Origin of the sequence: Persicirhabdus sediminis (genome assembly GCF_016595495.1) — a bacterium.
In the GTDB taxonomy this organism is placed as follows: Bacteria; Verrucomicrobiota; Verrucomicrobiia; order Verrucomicrobiales; family Akkermansiaceae; genus Persicirhabdus; species Persicirhabdus sediminis.
The window spans coordinates 131,947-153,275 of sequence record NZ_JAENIM010000041.1 but is presented as its reverse complement, the minus strand read 5'-3'; the positions used below and the strand labels follow the sequence as shown (position 1 = coordinate 153,275).

Below are 21,329 nucleotides of genomic sequence, written 5' to 3'. Positions count from 1 at the left end.
ACAATACTTTTCTGCACGAATTTTGTATTTTTTTTACCTCTCTGATTAGAATATAGCTCTGAGTATTTGATTTTCAAATAACTACACCAAAACACCAAAAAGAAACATTTTGGCCACATTTCGCCGTTGGCATTTGGCATTCTGGCATTAGTATCTGCGCCATGAGCATCTTGGACGAAATCATTGCCCAAAAACATAAAGAAGTGGAACTGCTGATGCCACGAATCGACATGCTGCGCGCTGCAGCCCTGAACCGAAACGACTTTGGTGGGTTCCGCTCAGCGCTGGATCGTGGGCCAAATCAGCTCGGCATCATTGCTGAGGTAAAAAAGGCCTCACCGAGTGCTGGCATCATTGATCCCAACTTTGACGCCGAGAAACAGGCTAGAATGTATTTAGACGGTGGCGCCAGCTGCATGTCTATCCTGACGGATGAAAAGTACTTCCAAGGTTCACTCTCCTACCTCACACAGATTTCCCGTTTTTCAGACATCCCGCTGCTGCGTAAAGATTTCATGGTGCATGAAGCGCAGATTTATGAAGCGATCATTTCTGGAGCAGATGCGATCTTGCTCATTGTGGCGGCGCTGGATGACAAAACGCTCAACCACCTGTACGAAACAGCGCTCGACTTCCAACTGGATGTGCTGGTGGAGGTGCACAATAAAGAAGAAATGTACCGCGCCATCGATCTGGGCTCAGATCTGATTGGTATTAATAACCGCAACCTGAAGACATTTGTCACGGACCTGGCGGTGACTGAAGAGCTCGCCGCAATGGCGCCGGATGATTGCCTGCTGGTCAGCGAGTCTGGCCTGAAAACTACCGCAGATGTACAGCGTGTGCTGGATGCTGGAGCCAATGCCATCCTCGTTGGCGAAACGCTGATGAAGGAGAATGATCCAGCGGTCACGCTCGCTGAGTGGGCGCAGCTCACCCGCACCCAGCCAGCTAGCTAATCCCCTCGCCTGTCACTAGACTGGTCTATATAGCCAGTCTGATTTTATTTACTAAAAAAGCGCGGCTCTGATGAGTCGCGCTTTTTTGTGCATCCAGCTGGCGGGATGAATTTCCAGCCAGCTGGTGATAGATGATGAAATTGGGCAATGGTTAAATTTGGAAATCGGCATTGCCGCTGTCCAAGTGCAGGCCGCACTCGTACTTCTGTCCGCCAAAGCGAGATGACTCCGCATCTTGGCCTTCGACCACAGGATTGGTAGAATGCCAGTCACCCATGGTTTGGTAACCTTCGGCTTCCAGCGGGTGCTTAGGTAGCTTTTTGTCGTAGAAATAAGCAGACACCTGTGGATCCGCCCAATCAAGGATTGGGTATACTTTGAGTGTCTTTTTCTGCTGCTCAGCAAAGTTGCGCCCTTTACGGGTGCTGGACTGCGAACGTCTCACCCCACTCACCCAGACGTCAGCCTGCAGTTCCTTGAGCGCGCGAGCCATTGGCTCCACTTTGTTGATCAGGCCGTATTTGCTGTGGCCTTTTTCACCCTGCTCCCAGAGTTTTCCGTACAACGCTTCTTGGCGCGCTGGTGTGATCTGCGGCTGATAGACAGTGACGTTGAGGTCTAACTTGTCGATGAGCTGCTCAGCATACCGGTATGTCTCGGGGAAAAGATAACCTGTATCTAACCACACGATCGGCATCTCAGGCGCATGCTCTTTGACCAAGCTGAGCATCACTGCAGCCTGCAGGCCAAAGCTACTACTCAGCACGACTCTAGAGCCGTATTTCTCGTAAAGCCAAGCGATTCTCTCGCCAGCTTTAAGGTGTTCAAATGCAGCAGACACTTCCTGTGCCTCTGATAAAAGTTCGATAGATTCAGACACAATTCTCAATGATTTGTATGGTCGAGCCCAGGAGTGCTGAGCTCGCCAGATAAATAATAACGGCGGCGGAGACCACCGCCGTTAACCAGTTAGTAAGTTAATAAATTAGACTTTGGAGAGGTTCTCCGTGTCGATGTTAGCGTGGAAGTTATTTCCCGCAGTAGTCGCAGCAACAAACCCTTTGCGTACACAGAAATCACCGAAGTGCTCGCCGTCTTCACGCTCGGTGGCGTACTGCTTGATGATAGGCTTGAGAAGATCTTTGATTTTCTCAGCTGGGAATGACTCACGGTAGAGTTTGTTGAGGCGCTCGCCGTGGAAGCCAGCACCAAGGTAAACGTTGTACTTGCCTGGGGCACGTCCAACAAAACCAATCTCGCCGAGGAACGGACGACCGCAGCCGTTAGGACAGCCAGTCATGCGGATGGTGATTGCGTCGTGACGCAGACCCGCTTCTTCGATGACTTCTTCCAGCTCGGTGATCACGTCAGGTAGGAATCGCTCAGCTTCAGCCAGCGCGAGTCCACATGTTGGTAGAGACACACAGGCGATTGAGTTCAGGCGCAGCGCTGAGGCTACGTGGCTCTCAGAAATTTGATATTTCTCAAGCAATGCTTCAATCTGCGGGCGAGTTTCTGGCGTAATGTTAGCCAGCATGACATTCTGGTTAGCGGTCAGGCGGAAATCACCTTTGTGGATTTTAGCAATCTCACGCAGGCCAGTTTTCATCTGGCTACCAGGTTTATCAATCACACGTCCACCCTGTACAAACAGAGTGAGGTGGCTGTTGCCGTTAGTATCTTCTACCCAACCAAAGCGGTCACCATTGTGAGTGAACTCAAATGGACGAGCTGGCTCGAGATCGTAGCCGAGGTACTCGTTGAGCTTGGCGAGGAATCCATCAGCACCCATGTCTTCCACAGTGTACTTGAGGCGAGAATGCTTGCGGTCAGTACGGTCACCAAAGTCACGCTGTACTAACACAACCTTCTCAGCTACATCAACCGCCTGCTCTGGAGTACAGAAACCGATGATGTCTGCAGTACGTGGGAATGTCGCTGTTTGGCCATGAGTCATGCCCATGCCACCGCCTACGGCGATGTTGTAACCAACCACTTTGTCGCCATCAATGATAGCTACAAATGACAAACAGTGAGCGTAGATGTCCACATCGTTAGATGGTGGTACAGCCACGGTGATCTTGAACTTACGCGGAAGATAGGTCTTGCCGTAGATCGGTTCCTGCTCTTCTTCGCTAGAAATTACTTTTTCCTCGTCCAGCCAGATCTCGTGGTAAGCGCGAGTCTGTGGTGTGAGGTGAGCTGAAATATCTTCAGCCAGCTTGAGCGCGTCAGCGTGGGCAAAACTCAAATCTGGATTTGGGTTAGCCATGACGTTGCGGTTCACATCACCACAGGCTGCGATGGTGTCCATCGCCGCTTGGTTGATTTCCTGGATAGAACGCTTGAGGTTACGCTTGATCACACCGTGCAGCTGGAATGCCTGACGTGTAGTTAGTTTGAGCGTGCCGTTAGCCAGCTCATCAGCGATGCGGTCCATCTGCAGCCATTGGTCAGAAGTAGCTACACCACCCGGTACGCGAACGCGGATCAGGAAGCTGTAGGATTTTTCTAACTTCTTCTTGCGACGTCCAGCGCGAACATCGCGGTCATCCTGAACGTAGGCGCCGTGGAACTTGATCAGCTGGATGCTATCTTCAGTAATACCACCGGTAGAAACGTCGGCAATCTCATTGGCGAGATTACCACGCAGGTAGTTGCTGTTCACCTTGAGAGGCTCGTTAGCAGAAAGTTTCTTACTCATGATTTTCTTTTTTAAATGGTTAGTGCGTTGGTTTATTCAGCTAGCTTAGTACACATCACGCTGGTAACGCTTGTCTTTCTTGAGCTGGGCAATGTAGGCTTCAGCATCTTCTTTTGATTTTCCACCTTGGCTTGAGATCACTTCGATCAGGGCGTCATTGACGTCGCTAGCCATGCGGGAAGCATCACCACAAACGTAGAAATGAGCACCTTTTTCCAGCCACTGATAGAGCTCTTCAGCGCGCTCTAGCATCTTGTGTTGGACGTACACTTTCTCAGGCATGTCACGTGAGAAGGCGACATCGATCTTGGTCAGATCGCCGTTCTTGAGATGGTCTTGCCACTCTAGCTGGTAGAGGAAATCCTCGTTGTAGTGCTGGTCGCCAAAGAATAACCATGACTCACCTTTTGCACCACGCTCGGCGCGCTCTTCCACAAATGCGCGGAATGGTGCCACCCCAGTACCTGGGCCCACCATGATGATTGGAGTTTCATCATTTTCTGGCAGACGGAAGTTTTTGTTATGGTGCATGTAGCAGAGCACTTTGTCGCCTTTCTTCGCATCGTCAGCGAGGAAAGTAGAAGCGACGCCCTTACGGTCTTTGCCATTGCTGTTATAGCGCACGGCAGCCACAGTTAGGTGAACTTCACCTTCATGGGCCTTCGGGCTAGATGCGATAGAATACAAACGCGGTGGCAGTTTGCGCATCAAGCTAACAAGCTGAGCTGCGCTGAGCTCTTTAGCTGGAAATTCTACCAAAAGGTCAACGATCTGACGGCCATTGATCCATTCTTTCAGTTGTGCTTTAGCATCGTCAGCGAGCAGGTCAGCTAGCTTCAATGAGCCAGAGATTTCCTGCCATGCTTTGACGACTTTGCGGCTGAGGCTGGTGATATCGAGATCTTGTTTGAGAGCAACTTTGAGCGCTTTTTTCTCGCCACCTTTGAGTTCAACTTCTTCCTCACCGCTGAGGCCAGCTGCTTCTAGCAAGTCAGCAATGACGTCGTCGGCATTTTGTGGAACCACGCAGAGCACATCACCCGGCTCATAGCTGAAGCCAGATCCCTCAAGTGAGAACTCAAGGTGCAATGTTTCTTTCTTCGAGTAGTCGCCATTGAGGACCACGCTGTCGAGAACTTCAGCTGGGAATGGGTTTTTCTTGCCGTACTCGATCGCTGGTGCTGCAGCAAAACTAGCAGCTGCAGGAGCAGCCGATGCGGCAGATCCAAGTTTATCAAACACACTATCAGCCCACGCTGCGTAGCTGTCGTCGAAGTCGACATCACAGTCGGCACGGTCAACCAAACGCTTCGCGCCTAACTCAGCAAGTCGCTCGTCGATTTCTTTACCAGTCTGGCAGAATTGATCGTAGCTGGTATCACCCAGTGCGCAGACGGAGAAATTCAGGTCGTCGAGTTTTACACTCTCAGTGAGTAGCGTATTGTAGAAATTTTCAGCGGCTTCTGGTGGTTCGCCGTCACCCCAAGTACTAACGATCACGAGCAAGTTAGTTACTTTCTCGAGATCTTTAGGCTCGGCGTCAGACATGTTCAGCATGGTCGCCTTAAAGCCCGCTTTCTTAGCGCGCTTCACCGTCAGGTCAGCTAGACCTTCTGAGTTACCAGATTCTGTACCAAAGAGTACCGTTAGGGAAGTATCTACAGCTGCGGCTCCAGCAGAAACACCCTGCCACGCTGCCAAATATCCACTCAGCCACGAAGTCTGGTTGGCGTCTAATCCAGTCAGCGCTTGTGACAACAAATTCTTCTGCCCATCGTTAAATGGAGCGTGTGTGGGAAATTCAATCATTAGTTCTTAGATCAACTTACTTACGTTTACGTGCGCACCATGCCACGCAAAAAAAATTGCGCAACACCAAATTCGCCAAATCGTGCCCAGTACTTGCTGGCGACGAAACAGACATCTGAATAATACTGCCCGCTAGCAATCAAAAACCTGTCAACTACTGCCCTTCAGCGGCTTTCTTCAAAAAAATAAAAACTACTGTTCCATATAAGTAGTGAACAATTGCGCCTTCTGCAGGCATGCAAAAATGCCCTTAGCCAGTGCCCCCTAGCAAAATAGCCAAATCATTTACCCGCTCAGTATTTTACAAAATGACTAAAACTAAGCAGCTAAGAAAACCGCTAGATCAGCCAGAGATTTATAAACCAGACGCGAGGCCACTGCCGGAAACAAAAAAATATTTATTCAGCAAATAATCAACAAGGTCGGCGACTCCACTGACTACCATGAGCTCATCAATCCGTGCTGACACCACTCTGATGAAATCCGCGCTACTGCTAACGAAATCTCCACCGCCTCCAAAAAACTCATTAAAGCGGGCAAAAGGAACAAAGCTATCCCCCCCCTCTGACGAATCAAACTCCAATGCGCTGGAACGATTCAGCACGTTATTCTATGCCCAAAGATTCATCAAATTGAACCGACAGGTAAAAAAATTACTTTTTCATGTAAACATTCATCCACTTCACAAGGTATATATACTCGAAATAACATACGCAGACAGTCGCGTACTAGCCAGATTTCTATATAGCTACAATGAAACAGATAATCACCTCAACACTAGCCGCCCTAGTCATGCCAGCGGCTCTATACGCAGAAGCCAAGCCCAACATCATGTTTGTGATGAGCGACGACCACACATCCCAAGCAATTGGTGCCTACGGTAGTCGACTAGCTAAGCTCAACCCGACACCAACCATCGATTCCTTAGCCAAAGAAGGTATCGTCATGGAAAACACCTTCTGCAACAACGCCATCTGTACGCCTAGCCGCGCCAGCATCATGACCGGCCAGTACAGCTCAGTAAATGGCTGTCCAAAACTCAACGATCCGCTTGACCCAGAAAACCAATACCTTGCCATCGAAATGGGCGAGGCTGGTTATCAAACGGCTGTTATCGGCAAGTGGCACCTCAGCAAACGCCCAGCTGCATTTGATTACTACAAAGTACTCATCCGCCAAGGTGAATATTTTAACCCTCACTTCATGGAGGGAACCAAAGGCGATATCAAAGGTACCAAAGTGACTATGGAAGGCCATTCCTCAGATTGTGTGGCAGACTCAGCACTCCATTGGTTCAAAGAAATCCGCACCAAGGACAAACCATTTTTCCTCAAGCTTCATTTCAAGGCTCCTCACGATATGTTCCAGTACGCGCCTCGTTATGAGTCCTACCTCGAAGATACTCACATCCCTGAGCCAGAAAACCTAGCCGTTAGAGGCAATCACGGCTCTATCGGCACACGCGGTCATAACGACGAACTGGTGCGTTACATCGGCTCATCAATTGGCCCACGTTCACTGCGCCGCAACTACACCCGCCAAGGTGCTTGGGCAAAGCAAATCGACTTCACTAACATGAGCCCAGAAGAAGCTCAGAAAGCAGCCTATCAGGGATACCTCAAAGCCTACCTGCGCTGCGTCAAAGGTGTCGACGATAACCTCAAGCGTGTCATCGACTACATGAAAAGCGAAGACATCCTCGACAATACCGTCGTCATCTACACTGGTGATCAAGGTTTCTACCTCGGCGAGCACGACTACATCGACAAACGCTGGGCCTACGAACAAAGCATGCGTATGCCATTCATCGTGCGCTATCCTAAATCCATTCCAGCTGGTAGCCGCTCAGATGCGATCACTGAAAACGTCGACTTTGCTCCTACAATGTTAGCCTTCGCTGGCCTCGAGAAAACTCCTGAATACATGCAGGGGAAAAACTTCAAATCCATCCTCGAAACTGGCAAAGAGCCAGCTGACTGGAAACAAGCGGCATACTACCAATACTGGCTGCACATGGCTCACCACCAAAACCCAGCTCACCTGGCCATCCGCACAAAGAACCACAAACTCATCATGTTCTACGGTACAGGCATGAATGAATCTACTCCACAAACCCCACCGTCATGGGAACTCTACGATCTCAATAAAGATCCTAACGAGATGAACAACGTCTACGACAACCCTGAGTACAAAGAGATCGTCGAAAAGCTCAAAGCTGATCTCAAACAATTGCGCTCAGACTACAAGTACGACGATCCAAAATTCCCATTCAACGAGGTGATCAATAAATTCTGGGACTACACAGAAGAGAACCGCGCTGAAGCCATCGAAATCTCTGCCGCTTACAGAAAAGAAATGGACGATGCTATTGCCAACAGAGGCAAGAAAAAGAAATAACACATTTCGCTAACAAATAAAACGCGCTGGAGGTCACCTCCAGCGCGTTTTTTTTGTTCTATCAAACCTGATGCATCAGCTCTCATGCATTAGATATGATAGAAACGTAAGCTGGATCAGAAAAAAGAACCACCCAGCGCGCCGTGAAAAAATCCATCTCAAGCGTACTATTCGTCACAAAAAAACGGCGCAGCCAGACAGACATGAACCGCCACTCCATTAATTACGAGTGCATTGCTGCGCTCCTAGCTACGGCAGCTAGAGCGGCTGTAAAATCGTGCATACACGATAATTAGCCTCCATAGAGAATTCGCAAATTCCAGCTGATTTTGCATCACCGTAAACAATTCAAACACCCCAGCTAACGAAAATCCTCTTGTCATCATATTAGCTGAACTCTAAAAAGTTTATTGTGAAAGCTAAACATCTCCTACTCACCCTAACCCTAGCTGGACTCTCAGCCGCCTCCGTCCTAGCCCAACACAAAGATCGCCAGTACAGCGAAGACAGTTATTCATGGCACCCTGAGCTCTCAAAAGAAGGTCCCATCATTATCTCTGTTAGCCTAAAAAGCCAAGTCGCTGCGGTCTATCGAAACGGTATCCGCATTGGCCACTGTGAAGTGAGCTCAGGCAAACCGGGGCACGAAACCCCAACTGGAGTATTTCAAATTCTCAATAAAGACGCTGACCACCACTCTAAAACCTACGGCAATGCATCCATGCCCTACTCTGAAAGGTTGACCTGGGATGGCGTAGCGCTACATGCCGGTGGCCTACCTGGCTATCCATCCTCACACGGCTGCATCCACCTGCCCTATGAATTTGCTAAAAAGCTTTTCACCCTGACTCACAAAGGAACCACAGTGGTCGTTTCTAATGATACGCCAAGTGTGCCAGTGACGAGCAGCCATAGCTTGAGCTTCCACTCAGGTACGGATGGTGAATTCAGCTGGAACCCACAGGCATCTCCAGCTGGGCCAGTGTCATTGTTATATAGTCAGGCAGATAAAAAACTCTACGTCATTCGCAATGGCCATGCCATTGGTGAATGCGCCGTGCACACAGGCTGGTTTGATAAAAGGCCAAAAGGCACCAGCGCGTTTGTTTTCCATGAATGGCAAAACAATGGCCGCGATGGTACGAAAACCGCTAGCTGGACACAAGTAGGTGGACACGAAAGCAACCACGAAAACCAACTCAACGAGTGGTTCAAGATGCCAGCCGCCTTCCAGAAACACCTCACAGAAGTCGTTGGGCCAGGAACTAACTTGATTGTTACTAACGAAAGCTCAGGCGCTAACAAACGCAGCCAAAACGACTTTAGTATTCTGATTGGCCACAAGGAAGAAAAAGCCGAGTAGATACCATGAAACTTCCCCACTATCTAGTCTCAGGTCTACTGGGCGCTTGGTTACTGGCTGCTTGCAGTCACGCAGAAAATCCATCCAACAGACCACTACCCGGCCTCGTCGCCAGCCAAGATATTGCTGACTATAAACAATTCTCGGCAGCTCAGAAAAAGCTGGTAGACACCTCGCTAAGCGAAGCTAAGGAATTAAAACTCAACAGCTACGTTTACGCCAGCGCCGACCCTAGCAAAGGTGGCTTCGACTGCTCAGGTTCGATCTTCTATCTGTTAAAGCAATGTGGCTACCAGCCACCACGTAGCTCATCGGCACAATACGAATGGCTCAAATCAGCTGGCGAAATTCATTCCGTGCCAGCTGGAACGAGCTCGCTAGATGACCCTGCCTTCGCCGATCTCCAGCCAGGCGATTTGTTATTTTGGTCTGGAACCTATTCCCCTAAAGACAAACGCGCTAATAAAATCACTCATGTCCAGATGTACTTGGGAGTAGAAAAAGCAAGGGGCAAAGCCATCATGATAGGCTCTAGCGACGGTCGCAGCTATCAAGGAAAAGCGCGCTGCGGGTTTGGTGTTTTCGACTTCAAACTTCCTAGCTCAAAGTCGAAATCAAAATTTGTTGGTTACGGGTCGCCACCTAGCAGCTAAGCTACCATCCATGCTGGCGAAGCTCTTCTTGCACCTCTGCTTGTTTTTCTGCCTCACTCTCAAATGGCTTATTAACCACTGTCTCTTTCAATAAGACATCACCAGATTCGTTAGTCACCGTGCGCTCAGTGACGCAGCTAGATAAGAATAGAACAAGAAAAGAACCACAGCTTACAACCATCAAACATAACTTCATAGAAGCTAACTAGCTAACAAAACCCTCCTATTCAAGGCTCAATGTTTGCGCCCACGTCTAAATAACAACAAGCTCATGCCCGCTAGACTGAGCAATGCACTCGACGGCTCTGGCACTTGAATAAATGCAAAAACAAGATCCTGTGTTGGCTCAGGGGTATCAGAAAATGGAAATGAAGTTGATGAGGAGCTATCATTAATCAATCCGCCTGCGATGATGCCTTGACCATTGGCTCGCTCCCAGCTGAGTGAGTGGCTGGCATCATCACTCGTCCACCATGTCTGAAAGGTGTATTCACTTCCCGCAGCTAGATCGAATGTCGAGCTGAAGACAAATTCATAAAATTCGCCGTCTTGGTAATCAAATCCAGTTAGATCAAAGACTTCACTGTGAATTACGGCTCCAGGCGAATCTGTTGAATCATCCCAGCTGCCTATCCAGACTTCCATTTGGTGTATGCCAGTATCTGGAAGAGAGCCACTACTGCCAGCCTGCAGCACCATTGACGAGATATTAAATTCATCGCCATCCAGCGCACTACTCTCAATCACCTGCCCGGTCTTATTGTATTTGTTTGAGGTGGTGCGCACGACATCAGCTTTTCCTGACTTATCCGCTGCAGGAATCGCTGTAGCTAGAACGACGTCAGGGTCGCTGAGGATCGATTTCTGATAATCACGCAAGATAGCCGCGTCGCTACACGGAGTCGCCAGCCCGCCAGCAATCACAGCAAACACAAATGGCTTTGAAAACTCGTTCATAGCTAATGGGTAAAGTAATACGAAATTCTATTAATGCAAGCCATCTGGCTGAGCCAAAAAAAAAGCTGGCTACCGAGGTAGCCAGCTAGAAATTTCCTCCCTCAGCCATTGCCTAAGCTGAGGGTGAAATGAAAGCTATTCAGGTTTCATGATGTCAAAATCAGTACCTGAACGAGTTCCGGCATTGCTAGATTCTTTGGTGATCAGTAAGATGCTACCCGGAGCTAGCAGGTCACCCGCTTTAGCACGGAAGCTCGCTGGGATGGTAATGCGATCTTTAATTCCCTTAGCCACATCACCACGGATGGAGCCACCTTTGAGGCTCAGTACTGACCATGATGGCACACCTCCAGGAGATTCTAACTTAACAAAAACACCTTCAGGAAGTGATCCTGTCCCGTGGATGCCAACTGGAGCTTGACCAATCTCAACACCATTGCGGAACAGATAAATCGTGCGATCACCATAGCTGATCACCGCATTCACAGGACCTGATGGAGACTTCGATGGATTCCAAACAATGCGACCTTCTGGATCTGGATGAACTTTTTCGCCAGTCTTAGATTTGGAAGCTAACAATACACTCGCTGGGGTGGATGAGCTCGAAGGAATAGTATTCTTCTTGGTAATCACTACGGTCGTGCCGTTAGCCGTTACACTATAGAGCTTTTGTGAAAATTCATATGGCAGACGAATACACCCGCCAGAGGCTGGGTAGCCGGGAAGTTGACCAGCGTGCATCGCAATGCCTGACCAAGTTAGACGCTGCATGTATGGCATCTGAGCGCCTTTATAAATGTTGGACTCATGTTCCACTTTGCGCTGCAAGATGGTAAATACACCGGTTGGCGTCTCCTTACCTTCGCGGCCAGTACTTACTGTTGAACGACCAATCTGTATGCCGTTGCGGTAAACATAAGCCATTTGATCATCGATACTAACAACCATCAATACTGGCCCGCTCGTCGCCCGCTCAGGATTCCACTCGTACTGCCCCGGCTGCAGTTTAGTTTGCGTGCTCACCGGGGCACATGAAGGAATCAAACTGCTAGCCGCGATAAAAATTCCAGCTAGAAATACTCTAATAAACGTTTTCATCAAAAGTGTTCTCTCTATTTCATTAGCATGCGTCAAGAGCCAAATCCGTTTCTATCTGACAAAATTGATAGATTCACCTGCGCTTGAATTTTACAAAAAACCTGATGCTATACAATCATGCGCGCAAGATTCATTTTCGCTACGATTTCAGCTAGTCTGCTCACCAGTTCATCACTAATGGCTGATGGCCCCATCGATATCTATCTAGCTCCAGACGGCTCAGGTCAATCGTTCTCTCAAGAATCCCCCGGCCACATTGACGGTCTCAATGGCAAAGTCGCCACCCTAGACCCTGAGGCTAGCCTAAATATCATCTTCACAGCTGGCCATTACGAGGCCAATGAACCGATTCGCATAACTTCTAACTGGTCAGGATCAGCAGACTCACCCACAACGCTGAGCGCCCAAGATGGAGCCACCGTTTCTATCAGCGGCGGCAGAAAAATTAATAACTGGGAAATCCACGATGCTGAGAAAAACATCTGGAAAGCCAGTAGCAAACCAATCGGCAGCAATTTCCGCCAGCTCTACGTTGACGGCAAAGATGCGGTGCGCGCTCGCCACCCAAACCAGCTAGACTATTATTCACAGCAACCCTACTTCCTCAACCGCGAGATCGATTTCAACCAACACCACTTCCAGTTCGATAAAAAAGAAATCGAAGGATTTGCCATTGATCCAGCTGACTGCAAACAGCTCGAGCTTATCATCCACGGCGTATGGTACCATACCCGCATGCGCATTGACTCGTACACAGCCGAGGGCGATCAAGTTTTTGCACACTCGCCTAACTTCGAAAACCTCGTGCATACTGGCGCCCACCACTACGCCAAACGAGAGTCATTTCTCGAAGGTCACTACGCGCTGCTAGATGACCAAAACGAATGGTACCACGATGCTCAAGAGCAAGTGGTCTACTACATCCCTGAGCCAGGAGTAGATCCTAACCAGCTAGATATCGTTGCGCCAAAAATCGTCTCGCTCATTCAAATTGGCCAAGCTGACGACAAAATTACTCAGCACATCAAAATCAGCAACCTAACCCTAGAGCACACCAACTGGCTAGATCCTGATCACATGGGTTTAGACCTAACTCAGGGATTACGTCGCGGCCCAAAAATGCGCGGCATGGTAGAAGCTAGAAACGCGCATCACATCGAGTTCAGCAACAACACCGTACAAGCTGCTGGCCACAGTGGTCTACTCATCATTGATACCTTCAAAAATGCCCAAATCACAGGCAATGTGTTCCATACTATCATGGGTAATGGCATCCAGTTAGGCATGAATATGAGCATTGACCCAGCTGTACAAACTGAGTCTGTCACCGTGAAGAATAACATCATTCGCCTGGTTGGTAGAAACTACTTTAGCGCCCAGGGAATCGCTGGAGGTACTTTCCATAAAGACGTCATCGTTGAACACAATGACATCTCAGATGTGCCATACATCGGCATCCAAACAGGACGCAATACCCTGAAAGTTAGAGACACTGGCATGCGCCGCAACATCGTCCGCAGAAACCACATCTATCGCAGCATGCAGACGATGAATGACGGCGGCAATATCTATACATTCGGGCTTCAGGGAATCAGTGCAGAAGATGAAAACCCTGAACAAAATCCAGATTACCAAAACAGCTATATTTATGAAAACTGGTGCCACGGAATCGATCGTACATGGACAGGCAACTTATACACCGACGGTGGACCTAAATCAGAAACTCAAAGCCGATTCATCATCTTTAAAGACAACGCAGTCACTGGCCCACGTATCAACATTCAGAACAAAGGCGCCGAATACTGCCCAATGATCAATACCCCAATTCCAGCTGATTCGCCGCTCCTAGCTGAGGTGAAATCCAAAGCTGGCCTAGAAAATGATTTCCGCCAACTCAGAGCTAAACAGCTCGCCATGCCTACTGCGGATTCGCGCATTGAAGCAGAGGACATGCACCTTTCCCTTTATAGAAAAATGCCTACTGATAGAGCTTCTAGCGGCATGGCTGTCGCCATGGCAGGGCTGATTACTGATCATCTATCAGGCAACCCACAATGGGCTGAAGCTGAGTTTATCTTTACCGGTGAAGACGGCAGCTATGATATCGAAGTCGGCTACCTGCGTGATGTTCTCTTTGATGGCGGCGAGAAAAACTCTGCTAACTACAGATTTGAAATCGAATGTGACCACGACCGCACCGAGGCTAACCCAAGCTGGATGTGGGCATCCAGCCAGATCAAAGACCTCCCACAACCTGCTGTCCATCACCTGAAAAACGTTGCTCTGAAAAAATACGACCGCATCATGGTCAAGGCTCTAGCTAGTGGCGAATCCAGAGCTCCGCTAGATTTCATTGAGATCTCACCAGCTAAGAACTAAGTAAAGACATCGCGCCAGCTAGAGAATGGCTCCTGGCTCATCCCCAGCTGAAACATAAGGAGTAAACAAAGGATCGCTAACAGCTGCAATAAACATCATACTATCGTTCATTTAACACCACTTAATGAACGATATGTCGAAATTCGGAATCAAACATTGGGCAAAAATGCTCAAGCTCACAGCTGGGATTTTGCTGTGTTCAGCTGCCTCCATAGCCGCTGAGGAGAAAAAAAACGTGCTGATGGTCGTCATTGACGACCTGATGCCAGCACTTGGATGTTACGGTGACGAGCTAGCCAAAACTCCCCATATTGACCAACTGGCACAAGAAAGCACTGTATTTGAGAGAGCCTACTGCCAGTACCCCATCTGTAACGCCTCACGCACCAGCTTGATGAGCGGCCTGCGCCCAGATAGTTCTGGGGTCTACGGAAATAACCAGCCAGCTCACAATGAACTAACTGACACCTTGGTCATGAATAAATACTTCATGCAGCAAGGCTTCGACGTCATCGGTATCGGCAAAATCTATCACGCTAGCGAAGGCCCGAATGATGGCTGGTCAAAGCCGTATTTCAAAACCAAGTGGTTAGACCACATTCGTCCTGAAAACAAGAAACTAGCAGCTACCTTTTTCAATCCAAAAAAATCTCAGGGCCTACCACCTTCTATCGAGCTAGAAGATGTTGCTGATGATGCTTACTGCGACGGCCAAGCTGCCGATGCAGCGGTTAAGGAAATTCTCGCGCGCTCTGGCTCAGACAAGCCATTCTTTATGGCGCTGGGTTTCAGGCACCCACACCTCCCGTGGTGTGCGCCCAAGAAATACTGGGACATGTACGACCGCGATGCGCTTCCTCTGGCTGACAACAACTACTACCCAAAAGATGCTCCACAGATCGCATTAAAAAAATCTGTTGGAGAGCTTGGCGGCTACAGCGATATTCCAGAAAAGCACCCGCTAACTGAAGCGCAAATGCGCCAGTCCATACATGGCTATCTAGCATGTGTTAGCTACGTAGACGCACAACTCGGCAAAGTAGTCAGCGCACTCAAAGAAGCTGGTCTCTACGACAATACCGTCATTGTGATTTGGGGTGACCATGGCTACCAACTCGGCAACCACAATACTTGGGCTAAAGGCGTCAACTGGGAAAGCTCTAACCACGCCCCTCTCATCCTGCGCACAGCCGGACAAAAGAAAGCCGTTCGCGTCAATGGTCTGGTAGAATTTCTCGATGTGTACCCAAGCCTCTGCGAGGCCAGCGGCATCAAAACGCCAGCACATTGTGAAGGATCTAGCTTAGTTCCCTTAGTCAAAGATCCATCCTTACCCGCACGCAAATTTGCCTTCAGCCAGCTGAAAAAAGGTCCTGTCATGGGCCGTTCGATCCGCTCAGATCGCTATCGATTCACCATTTGGGAAAAAGATAAAAACAAGGAAATCGTTGGCATCGAACTGTATGACCTACAAGAAGATCCCGCTGGCAACCAAAACCTATCAACTGATCCAGAATACGAAAAAATGGTTGAGCAAATGACCGCTGAGCATCGCAAGGTCTGGCCGGCTAAATAATAGTCATTCTATCAACTCAATCGGTGCAGGCCTTGTTCGGCTTGCACCGTTTTTATTTCCCCCTATATTTCGCGGCACACCTGCTACTATGACTCTGCTCTTTGATCTCGACGGCACACTCAGCGACCCATTTACCGGCATCGCTAACAGCTTCATCTACGCACTTGAAAAACTTGGCCAACCATTACCTGATCCAGCTGAGCTGAAATGGTGCATTGGCCCGCCCATGCCAGAGTCATTTAAGAAGCTGCTAGACACAGACAATGATGACGAGGCGCGCAATGCCGTGCTCATCTCACGCGAATATTTTACCACTGTGGGCATGTTTGAAAATGAGCTCTACCAGCACATTCCGCAGATTCTAGCAGAGCTAAAAGAACACGGTCACCAGCTCATCATAGCCACCTCAAAACCGCGTGTCTTTGCTGAAAAAATTCTCGCCCATTTTGAAATCGATCATTTTTTCACTGCCATCCACGGCGCCGAGCTCGACGGCACCCGTGCAGATAAAACCGAACTAATCAGCTACATTCTGCAGCGCCATGAGATCCCAGCTGACGAAGCTGTTATGATTGGTGATCGCAAACACGACATCATCGGAGCCACTAACAACAATATCAAAAGCATTGGTGTCAGCTGGGGGTACGGTTCCATTGATGAACTCACTGCTAGCCAGGCCAATCAGATAGCGCAAAGCCCACAACATCTCTGTCAGCTGATAGATGCTATCTAATTGCCTAACGTAGTTCTCGGATAACGACTAGCCAATTCATAAAGAAGATCGGCGGTAGATCCTCAACCCGTTTGATCTGCCCCAGATTAAAGCTAGAAGTACTACTATCATTAACCGTGCCATCACGTCCGCGTATTTCCAAGGGGTCAACACTCTCGCCAGTCTCTGTATGAACCACATGTATGCGGCCAGTAATATCAACATCCATAATATAGAGAGTACTGAAACGCTGCTCTGGAGTAAAAATACTCACGGGAGGAGGGCTGCCTCTACCAGCACCTGAACTTCGGTCGACGACGTTAAAGTCGTTATCAAAGTAGGTCCTCATATTACTGACTAACGAAAACCCCTGGTTTCCCCAAACCGTCATGTCAGTCGCGCCGTTGATCACTAGAGCGATATCATCGTCATCGGGCGGAAAGCTAAAGCGTTCACTATTCACATAGTATCCATCTCGAGCGGCTGCTTGATGAGTCACTACCAAAGTATGATTATCATCCAAGGATAAGCTCAGGTCGTTCGTGATGTAGTTAGCTAACTTAGCAAAATCAATATTTAACGAACTCTGAGCACCTCCATTACCATCAATATTTTCGATTTCGTCCACAGAGAAGGGGAAGGTTTGGCTCGATGTCTCCCACGTTATATGTTGTGCCCCAGGGTGACTAGTGTCCAATACCTCTGGAAACTCCAAGCGGTAATAATACCTAACGACATCAGAACCGTCAGCCCCTCTAGCTAACACTTTAATCGTATTGACCTGCGCTGGATACTCACTGGTCATTGGAGAAGTATCAACAATAACCACACGAATCTGACACTTCTTCGAACCTCTAGCATATTGATCCCAAGCTGAATCTGAATGAGAATTCAAATCATCATAAGCGCCATCAACATAGTAGTCGGTATAAAAGTCTCTACCTGGGTTGATTGGTAAGAACGCTACTTTGGTTCCATCACCTACTTGTGAAATAGGAAAAAATATCTCATCCTCGTATAGGTTTGCATGCTGAGCCTCAAAATCGTCACGAGAAACCATACTATCATCAATGCCTTCTATCACTGACATGTTTGAGAAATCAACACCATCACGAGTAGCTATGCCCGCTATATCTTGAGTCCCCACTTGGTTGCCGACCTGAGTTGCTGAAGAGGCATAAACTCTACCATCAATGGTGACCTTCTGCCTATCCCAGTTACCAAATTCCATCAAAGCATCTGCAGTAATCGGTAACTGAGATGGTATTTCATAAAGTGATAGTAGATATTTTTTCTTTCCATCTGCAATCCCTGTCGACTCTCTATCTCCTTCAGAAAAATCAACAGAGATAGCCCACCAGTTGTGTCGTGCTACAATCTCACTGCCCGCTTCCGCATAGCCAAAGCGTACATTCGGGTATTCAACCATGCCAAAGGCATCTCCACTAGAACCTCCATTTGTATAAGTTTTATTCAAGCTAACTACAGGGCCTAATGAATCCAAAGTTTGACCAGAAGCTAGCACCGACCACTCAGGAGGAAAATCATGACCAGCAATTGGAATCGAAGTAGCACGGCCACTAACACCTTGAAGATCTTTCACACTCGCGGTGTTAAAATTGGCTACAGTTAGCTCCGTTGAGCCTGTATTGCCAGAGATCACCCCGTCTTCCAGAATCTTACTGAGAATATCATCACTCAAATCTCCAGCATCGTTAGCCGCATTGGCATCGCGAATGGCATCTCTGAAAATGCGACTCCACGAGACAAGGTCATCTTCATTGCCAATCTTCGAACCGCTGTCCATGCCTTTCATCGCCCGCTCAGGTAAGATCCGCAGCAGCGCTTGTTGGAAGGCCTCTTCCTTTTGCGCGTAATCAGAGCGCAGCAATGAATCACGTTTTGTATCCAGGCCTAACATTGCACGCTTGGTACCCACAACAACCAGCCCCATAACGATAATGAAAATCGTGATAATACTCAGCACTGAAGAGAATCCAGCACGAGTAGAATTTTTAATATGCTGACAATGATGCATAAGTAACCTCCTCATCTAATGGTCCTGTTAACTTCATCCGTAGAACTCCATTCTCTACCGAAAGATCAAATGGTAGATCGTTGTTATCTTTGATCGTATCAGATTTCCCCCAGCTAGCAATTTTCCAGCTAGGCGCGCCCCCCCAACCTGAACCTGAATTCAGATAATAATTAAGGTTCACCTGATCGCCGACTTCTTCCACGCCAATTAACCCAAAAACCCTTCCTCCTATAGAATCTCGATAAACTAACAAAATTGCAGAACAATCGGCTAAACTGGTAGCTGCATTTGCAGATTGAGCGGCCGCCACATCTTTATAAATTTGAAAACGATCTGCTCGTTTAATCATTTTGCTCACCACAGTATTTATCTGTGGTGCCTGCTCAGGAATGAAACTCCGCTTACGGATTTCATTATTAATAGCGCTCTGTTGGGTCAACACAGCAAGCGCTGCTCCAATGATAACTAGATTAACACCTATCGCTACAGTTAGTTCTACCAGAGTGAACCCTTTGAGCTTTCTTTTTGACTTCGCTGGGGACATTCTTTTCATACTATTTATTTCTAACTACAGTGCGAGAACTCGCATACGACCTGCCATCAATTTCGTATTTGATAACCATGCGCAACCGCCACGTGTCCATCTTAAGATAATCGCCGCCATCACCATTCATATCCGCTGAGGAATAAACAGGCATACGTGCTTGGTATAATTTAGCCATAAACGGCTTACCATAAGATAACTTACCCAGTTCGACTTCAGTCTCTCTCATCTCACTGGCCTCAGGCCAATGACTGCCAAAGTCATCAATTTCTTCAAAAGCAATTGCTTGCGCTTCCGTAGCAATCACATTCATATAGGCATCTACCATCGTCTGAGTTACCACCCAGTTTCTAGCTGATAGATTCGAGTAAGTCGTCTTCATGGTGACGCCTGCGAAGCTAACAAGCAGACATATTGACGCCGCAAGCTCCACCAAAGCGCTTCCTTTAACAAGACGGCGCACACGCTGCACCGTCTTGTTTGAAGCACACTTACTATTGTGCTGTGTGGAGATCTGCATTGACTGAAATTCGTCTATCAACATTGAAGGTCACCTTTGAGCGCAACTCTCCTTCAGGGCTGATTGGTGAATAATCTATCACTTCAATAGTCCAAGTCCCGTTTCTATCTATCGCTTTGTTCATCTCAGTTGGTGAGAAAAGCGTGTAGTTGATCGTTGATCCATAATTGCCGTTAGTCCGTTGATCCAAAATCTTCTCGGTGGTCGACTGCTGGCTTGGCATATACGCCTTCATCAAGACCCTACTGTCAGGATAAGCATTTCTCACAGTTACCTGACATTGAGGAATATCATAAGTGAATGTCTCACCGTTAGTAATGCCTATAAAGGCAACATAAGGGTAAGGGAAAACCCTAACGGTCTCTCTTTTATAGACGAGGAACTCAGGAAACTCTTCACCAATCCACGGATTGGAATACTCACCATCTCCATCATCGAGCACGGCTCTAACGTAGACTTTTTCTTCACCGTAACCAGAGGAGATAAGCTGACCTTCATTGTAGGTAGCAGTCGATCCATTGCCCTTTAGTTCACGGGTCTTATGGTTAGTGTCCACAGTGTGGCTATTTCCCCAGTCGATGAAGTCATGAATCAGGTGCACAACGTCTGGACGAATATGGTTACCTTCTTCGCTAGATCCATCTACCACCATGCCTGACATAGTGACTTGATAGCTAAACCCCTTATCTTCACGGGTACGTCTAAAATCTCCAACATACGGATCCACCGTAGTGATCGCGATGTCAGCTTTGGGCACTGCTGGCCCCACAAGTTTGGTATCCAACAGATGAGGAACACTAAACTCGGTATCATCACACCAGAGTTCAAAATAACTTCCTTGCCCATAGATATTATACTGAGAAACATCAGTACCATTCACGCCGATGCCGTCGTGTAAGGTCTCCCAAGGGCCTGTACCATCAGGTAGGAAATAAAATTCCTTCATGTAGTTATAATACCTTGGTTCGCTAGCTAGTAGGGTATTTATAGCTAACAGTGTGATTCCAAATGAGGTGAATATTTTATTTTTCATTGTCCTGCGATTATTTGTTAGTATTCATCAACCGAGGGTTATTTCCAGCTCGAGTCGGTTTGCCTCCTCGAGTCGTTACCACAATCCGGCTATGGCTGGTAAAACGGATTAACTCATCTTCCGTGTAGGGTTCCTCCACGTCACGACTTAGGAAGCTATCAGGTAACTCAAATGTCGTCAGAAGGTTGCGATTAATCTTAGTGAACTCTTGCCATTTCACATATTTATAACCAACACCGCGCTGCGGCATTTGTTCCGACACAAACCGTTGCATATGCTCCGGTAGATAGACAATTGCCCCCTTAGGCACGCGGGTGTAACGTTTAGAGCTGTCAGTTATATATTGAGTTTGAGACTGTGGCCTGCTTCGCGGCTCTGTCTCAGTTTGCAACTCGACGACTTCAACCTTCGATGCTTGAGCTACAACGCTTTCAGCCAGTGAAAGTGATAGAAGCAATGCAACTAAGTTATGGGGGGCTCTTTTTACAATAGTTAGAACCTTCATAATATTAAATTATCAGAAATAGACAGACAAACTAAAACAGTTTAGCATCCCCTTTCCTTCACTCAAATATGAACTTATCAGA

General features: G+C 47.9%; 18 protein-coding genes. 7 read left to right on the top strand and 11 right to left on the bottom strand.

From position 1 onward, the window contains the following. The first annotated feature begins 161 nt into the window (after positions 1–161). Entirely contained in the window at positions 162–959 is a 798-nt protein-coding gene (gene trpC / locus JIN82_RS11360) for an indole-3-glycerol phosphate synthase TrpC (RefSeq protein ID WP_200311770.1), read from the top strand. A 151-nt stretch (positions 960–1,110) separates the two neighbouring features. Here the strand turns inward: trpC and JIN82_RS11355 are convergent, their stop codons facing one another. The 3 genes from JIN82_RS11355 to JIN82_RS11345 all read right to left on the bottom strand — a co-directional run bounded on the left by JIN82_RS11355 (position 1,111) and on the right by JIN82_RS11345 (position 5,472). Then, on the bottom strand, positions 1,111–1,839 hold the full coding sequence (locus tag JIN82_RS11355; RefSeq protein ID WP_200311769.1) for a phosphoadenylyl-sulfate reductase: 729 nt from the start codon (positions 1,837–1,839) through the stop codon (positions 1,111–1,113). A 105-nt stretch (positions 1,840–1,944) separates the two neighbouring features. Further along, positions 1,945–3,663, bottom strand: a complete 1,719-nt coding sequence (locus JIN82_RS11350) for an NADPH-dependent assimilatory sulfite reductase hemoprotein subunit (RefSeq protein ID WP_200311768.1) — start codon at positions 3,661–3,663, stop codon at positions 1,945–1,947. A 45-nt stretch (positions 3,664–3,708) separates the two neighbouring features. Further along, positions 3,709–5,472, bottom strand: coding sequence for an assimilatory sulfite reductase (NADPH) flavoprotein subunit (locus tag JIN82_RS11345; protein WP_200311767.1), 1,764 nt, complete (start codon positions 5,470–5,472; stop codon positions 3,709–3,711). A gap of 753 nt (positions 5,473–6,225) precedes the next feature. On the opposite strand from JIN82_RS11345, the gene JIN82_RS11340 reads away from it, so the two are divergent. The 3 genes from JIN82_RS11340 (at position 6,226) to JIN82_RS11330 (ending at position 9,885) form a co-directional block, all read left to right on the top strand. After that, complete coding sequence (locus JIN82_RS11340) at positions 6,226–7,869, top strand: sulfatase family protein (protein WP_200311766.1); 1,644 nt, start codon at positions 6,226–6,228, stop codon at positions 7,867–7,869. A gap of 412 nt (positions 7,870–8,281) precedes the next feature. After that, positions 8,282–9,232 carry a L,D-transpeptidase family protein gene (locus JIN82_RS11335; protein WP_200311765.1) on the top strand — a complete coding sequence of 317 codons (951 nt, stop codon included), beginning with the start codon at positions 8,282–8,284 and terminating at the stop codon, positions 9,230–9,232. A 5-nt stretch (positions 9,233–9,237) separates the two neighbouring features. Continuing rightward, positions 9,238–9,885 carry a C40 family peptidase gene (locus JIN82_RS11330; RefSeq protein WP_200311764.1) on the top strand — a complete coding sequence of 216 codons (648 nt, stop codon included), beginning with the start codon at positions 9,238–9,240 and terminating at the stop codon, positions 9,883–9,885. Position 9,886: 1 nt separating this feature from the next. Here JIN82_RS11330 and JIN82_RS11325 read toward each other — a convergent pair whose 3' ends face one another. The 3 genes from JIN82_RS11325 to JIN82_RS11315 form a co-directional block, all read right to left on the bottom strand. After that, on the bottom strand, positions 9,887–10,081 hold the full coding sequence (locus JIN82_RS11325; protein WP_200311763.1) for a hypothetical protein: 195 nt from the start codon (positions 10,079–10,081) through the stop codon (positions 9,887–9,889). Positions 10,082–10,119: 38 nt separating this feature from the next. Next, positions 10,120–10,842, bottom strand: coding sequence for a PEP-CTERM sorting domain-containing protein (locus JIN82_RS11320; protein WP_200311762.1), 723 nt, complete (start codon positions 10,840–10,842; stop codon positions 10,120–10,122). 135 nt (positions 10,843–10,977) lie between these two features. After that, positions 10,978–11,940, bottom strand: a complete 963-nt coding sequence (locus tag JIN82_RS11315; RefSeq protein WP_200311761.1) for a L,D-transpeptidase — start codon at positions 11,938–11,940, stop codon at positions 10,978–10,980. Positions 11,941–12,057: 117 nt separating this feature from the next. Here JIN82_RS11315 and JIN82_RS11310 point away from each other — a divergent pair, with 117 nt between their 5' ends. From JIN82_RS11310 to JIN82_RS11300, 3 genes are all read left to right on the top strand, one after another. Then, the gene (locus JIN82_RS11310; RefSeq protein ID WP_200311760.1) at positions 12,058–14,319 is read left to right on the top strand and encodes a right-handed parallel beta-helix repeat-containing protein; all 2,262 of its coding nucleotides are present in this window, start codon (positions 12,058–12,060) and stop codon (positions 14,317–14,319) included. A 133-nt stretch (positions 14,320–14,452) separates the two neighbouring features. Beyond that, the gene (locus JIN82_RS11305) at positions 14,453–15,895 is read left to right on the top strand and encodes a sulfatase (RefSeq protein WP_200311759.1); all 1,443 of its coding nucleotides are present in this window, start codon (positions 14,453–14,455) and stop codon (positions 15,893–15,895) included. An 88-nt stretch (positions 15,896–15,983) separates the two neighbouring features. Next, complete coding sequence (locus JIN82_RS11300; RefSeq protein ID WP_200311758.1) at positions 15,984–16,628, top strand: HAD family hydrolase; 645 nt, start codon at positions 15,984–15,986, stop codon at positions 16,626–16,628. Between the two features lie 4 nt (positions 16,629–16,632). On the opposite strand, the gene JIN82_RS11295 is transcribed toward JIN82_RS11300, so the two are convergent. The 5 genes from JIN82_RS11295 to JIN82_RS11275 all read right to left on the bottom strand — a co-directional run bounded on the left by JIN82_RS11295 (position 16,633) and on the right by JIN82_RS11275 (position 21,247). Then, the gene (locus JIN82_RS11295) at positions 16,633–18,645 is read right to left on the bottom strand and encodes a hypothetical protein (RefSeq protein WP_200311757.1); all 2,013 of its coding nucleotides are present in this window, start codon (positions 18,643–18,645) and stop codon (positions 16,633–16,635) included. Then, positions 18,623–19,198 carry a PilW family protein gene (locus JIN82_RS11290; RefSeq protein ID WP_200311756.1) on the bottom strand — a complete coding sequence of 192 codons (576 nt, stop codon included), beginning with the start codon at positions 19,196–19,198 and terminating at the stop codon, positions 18,623–18,625. The genes JIN82_RS11295 and JIN82_RS11290 overlap by 23 nt, the downstream gene beginning before the upstream one ends. 1 nt (position 19,199) lies before the next feature. Then, entirely contained in the window at positions 19,200–19,709 is a 510-nt protein-coding gene (locus JIN82_RS11285; RefSeq protein WP_200311755.1) for a hypothetical protein, read from the bottom strand. Beyond that, entirely contained in the window at positions 19,684–20,655 is a 972-nt protein-coding gene (locus JIN82_RS11280) for a hypothetical protein (RefSeq protein ID WP_234041950.1), read from the bottom strand. The genes JIN82_RS11285 and JIN82_RS11280 overlap by 26 nt, the downstream gene beginning before the upstream one ends. 97 nt (positions 20,656–20,752) lie before the next feature. Beyond that, a complete protein-coding gene (locus tag JIN82_RS11275) occupies positions 20,753–21,247 on the bottom strand; it encodes a hypothetical protein (protein WP_200311753.1) in 495 nt (164 codons plus the stop codon). Positions 21,248–21,329: the final 82 nt, after the last annotated feature.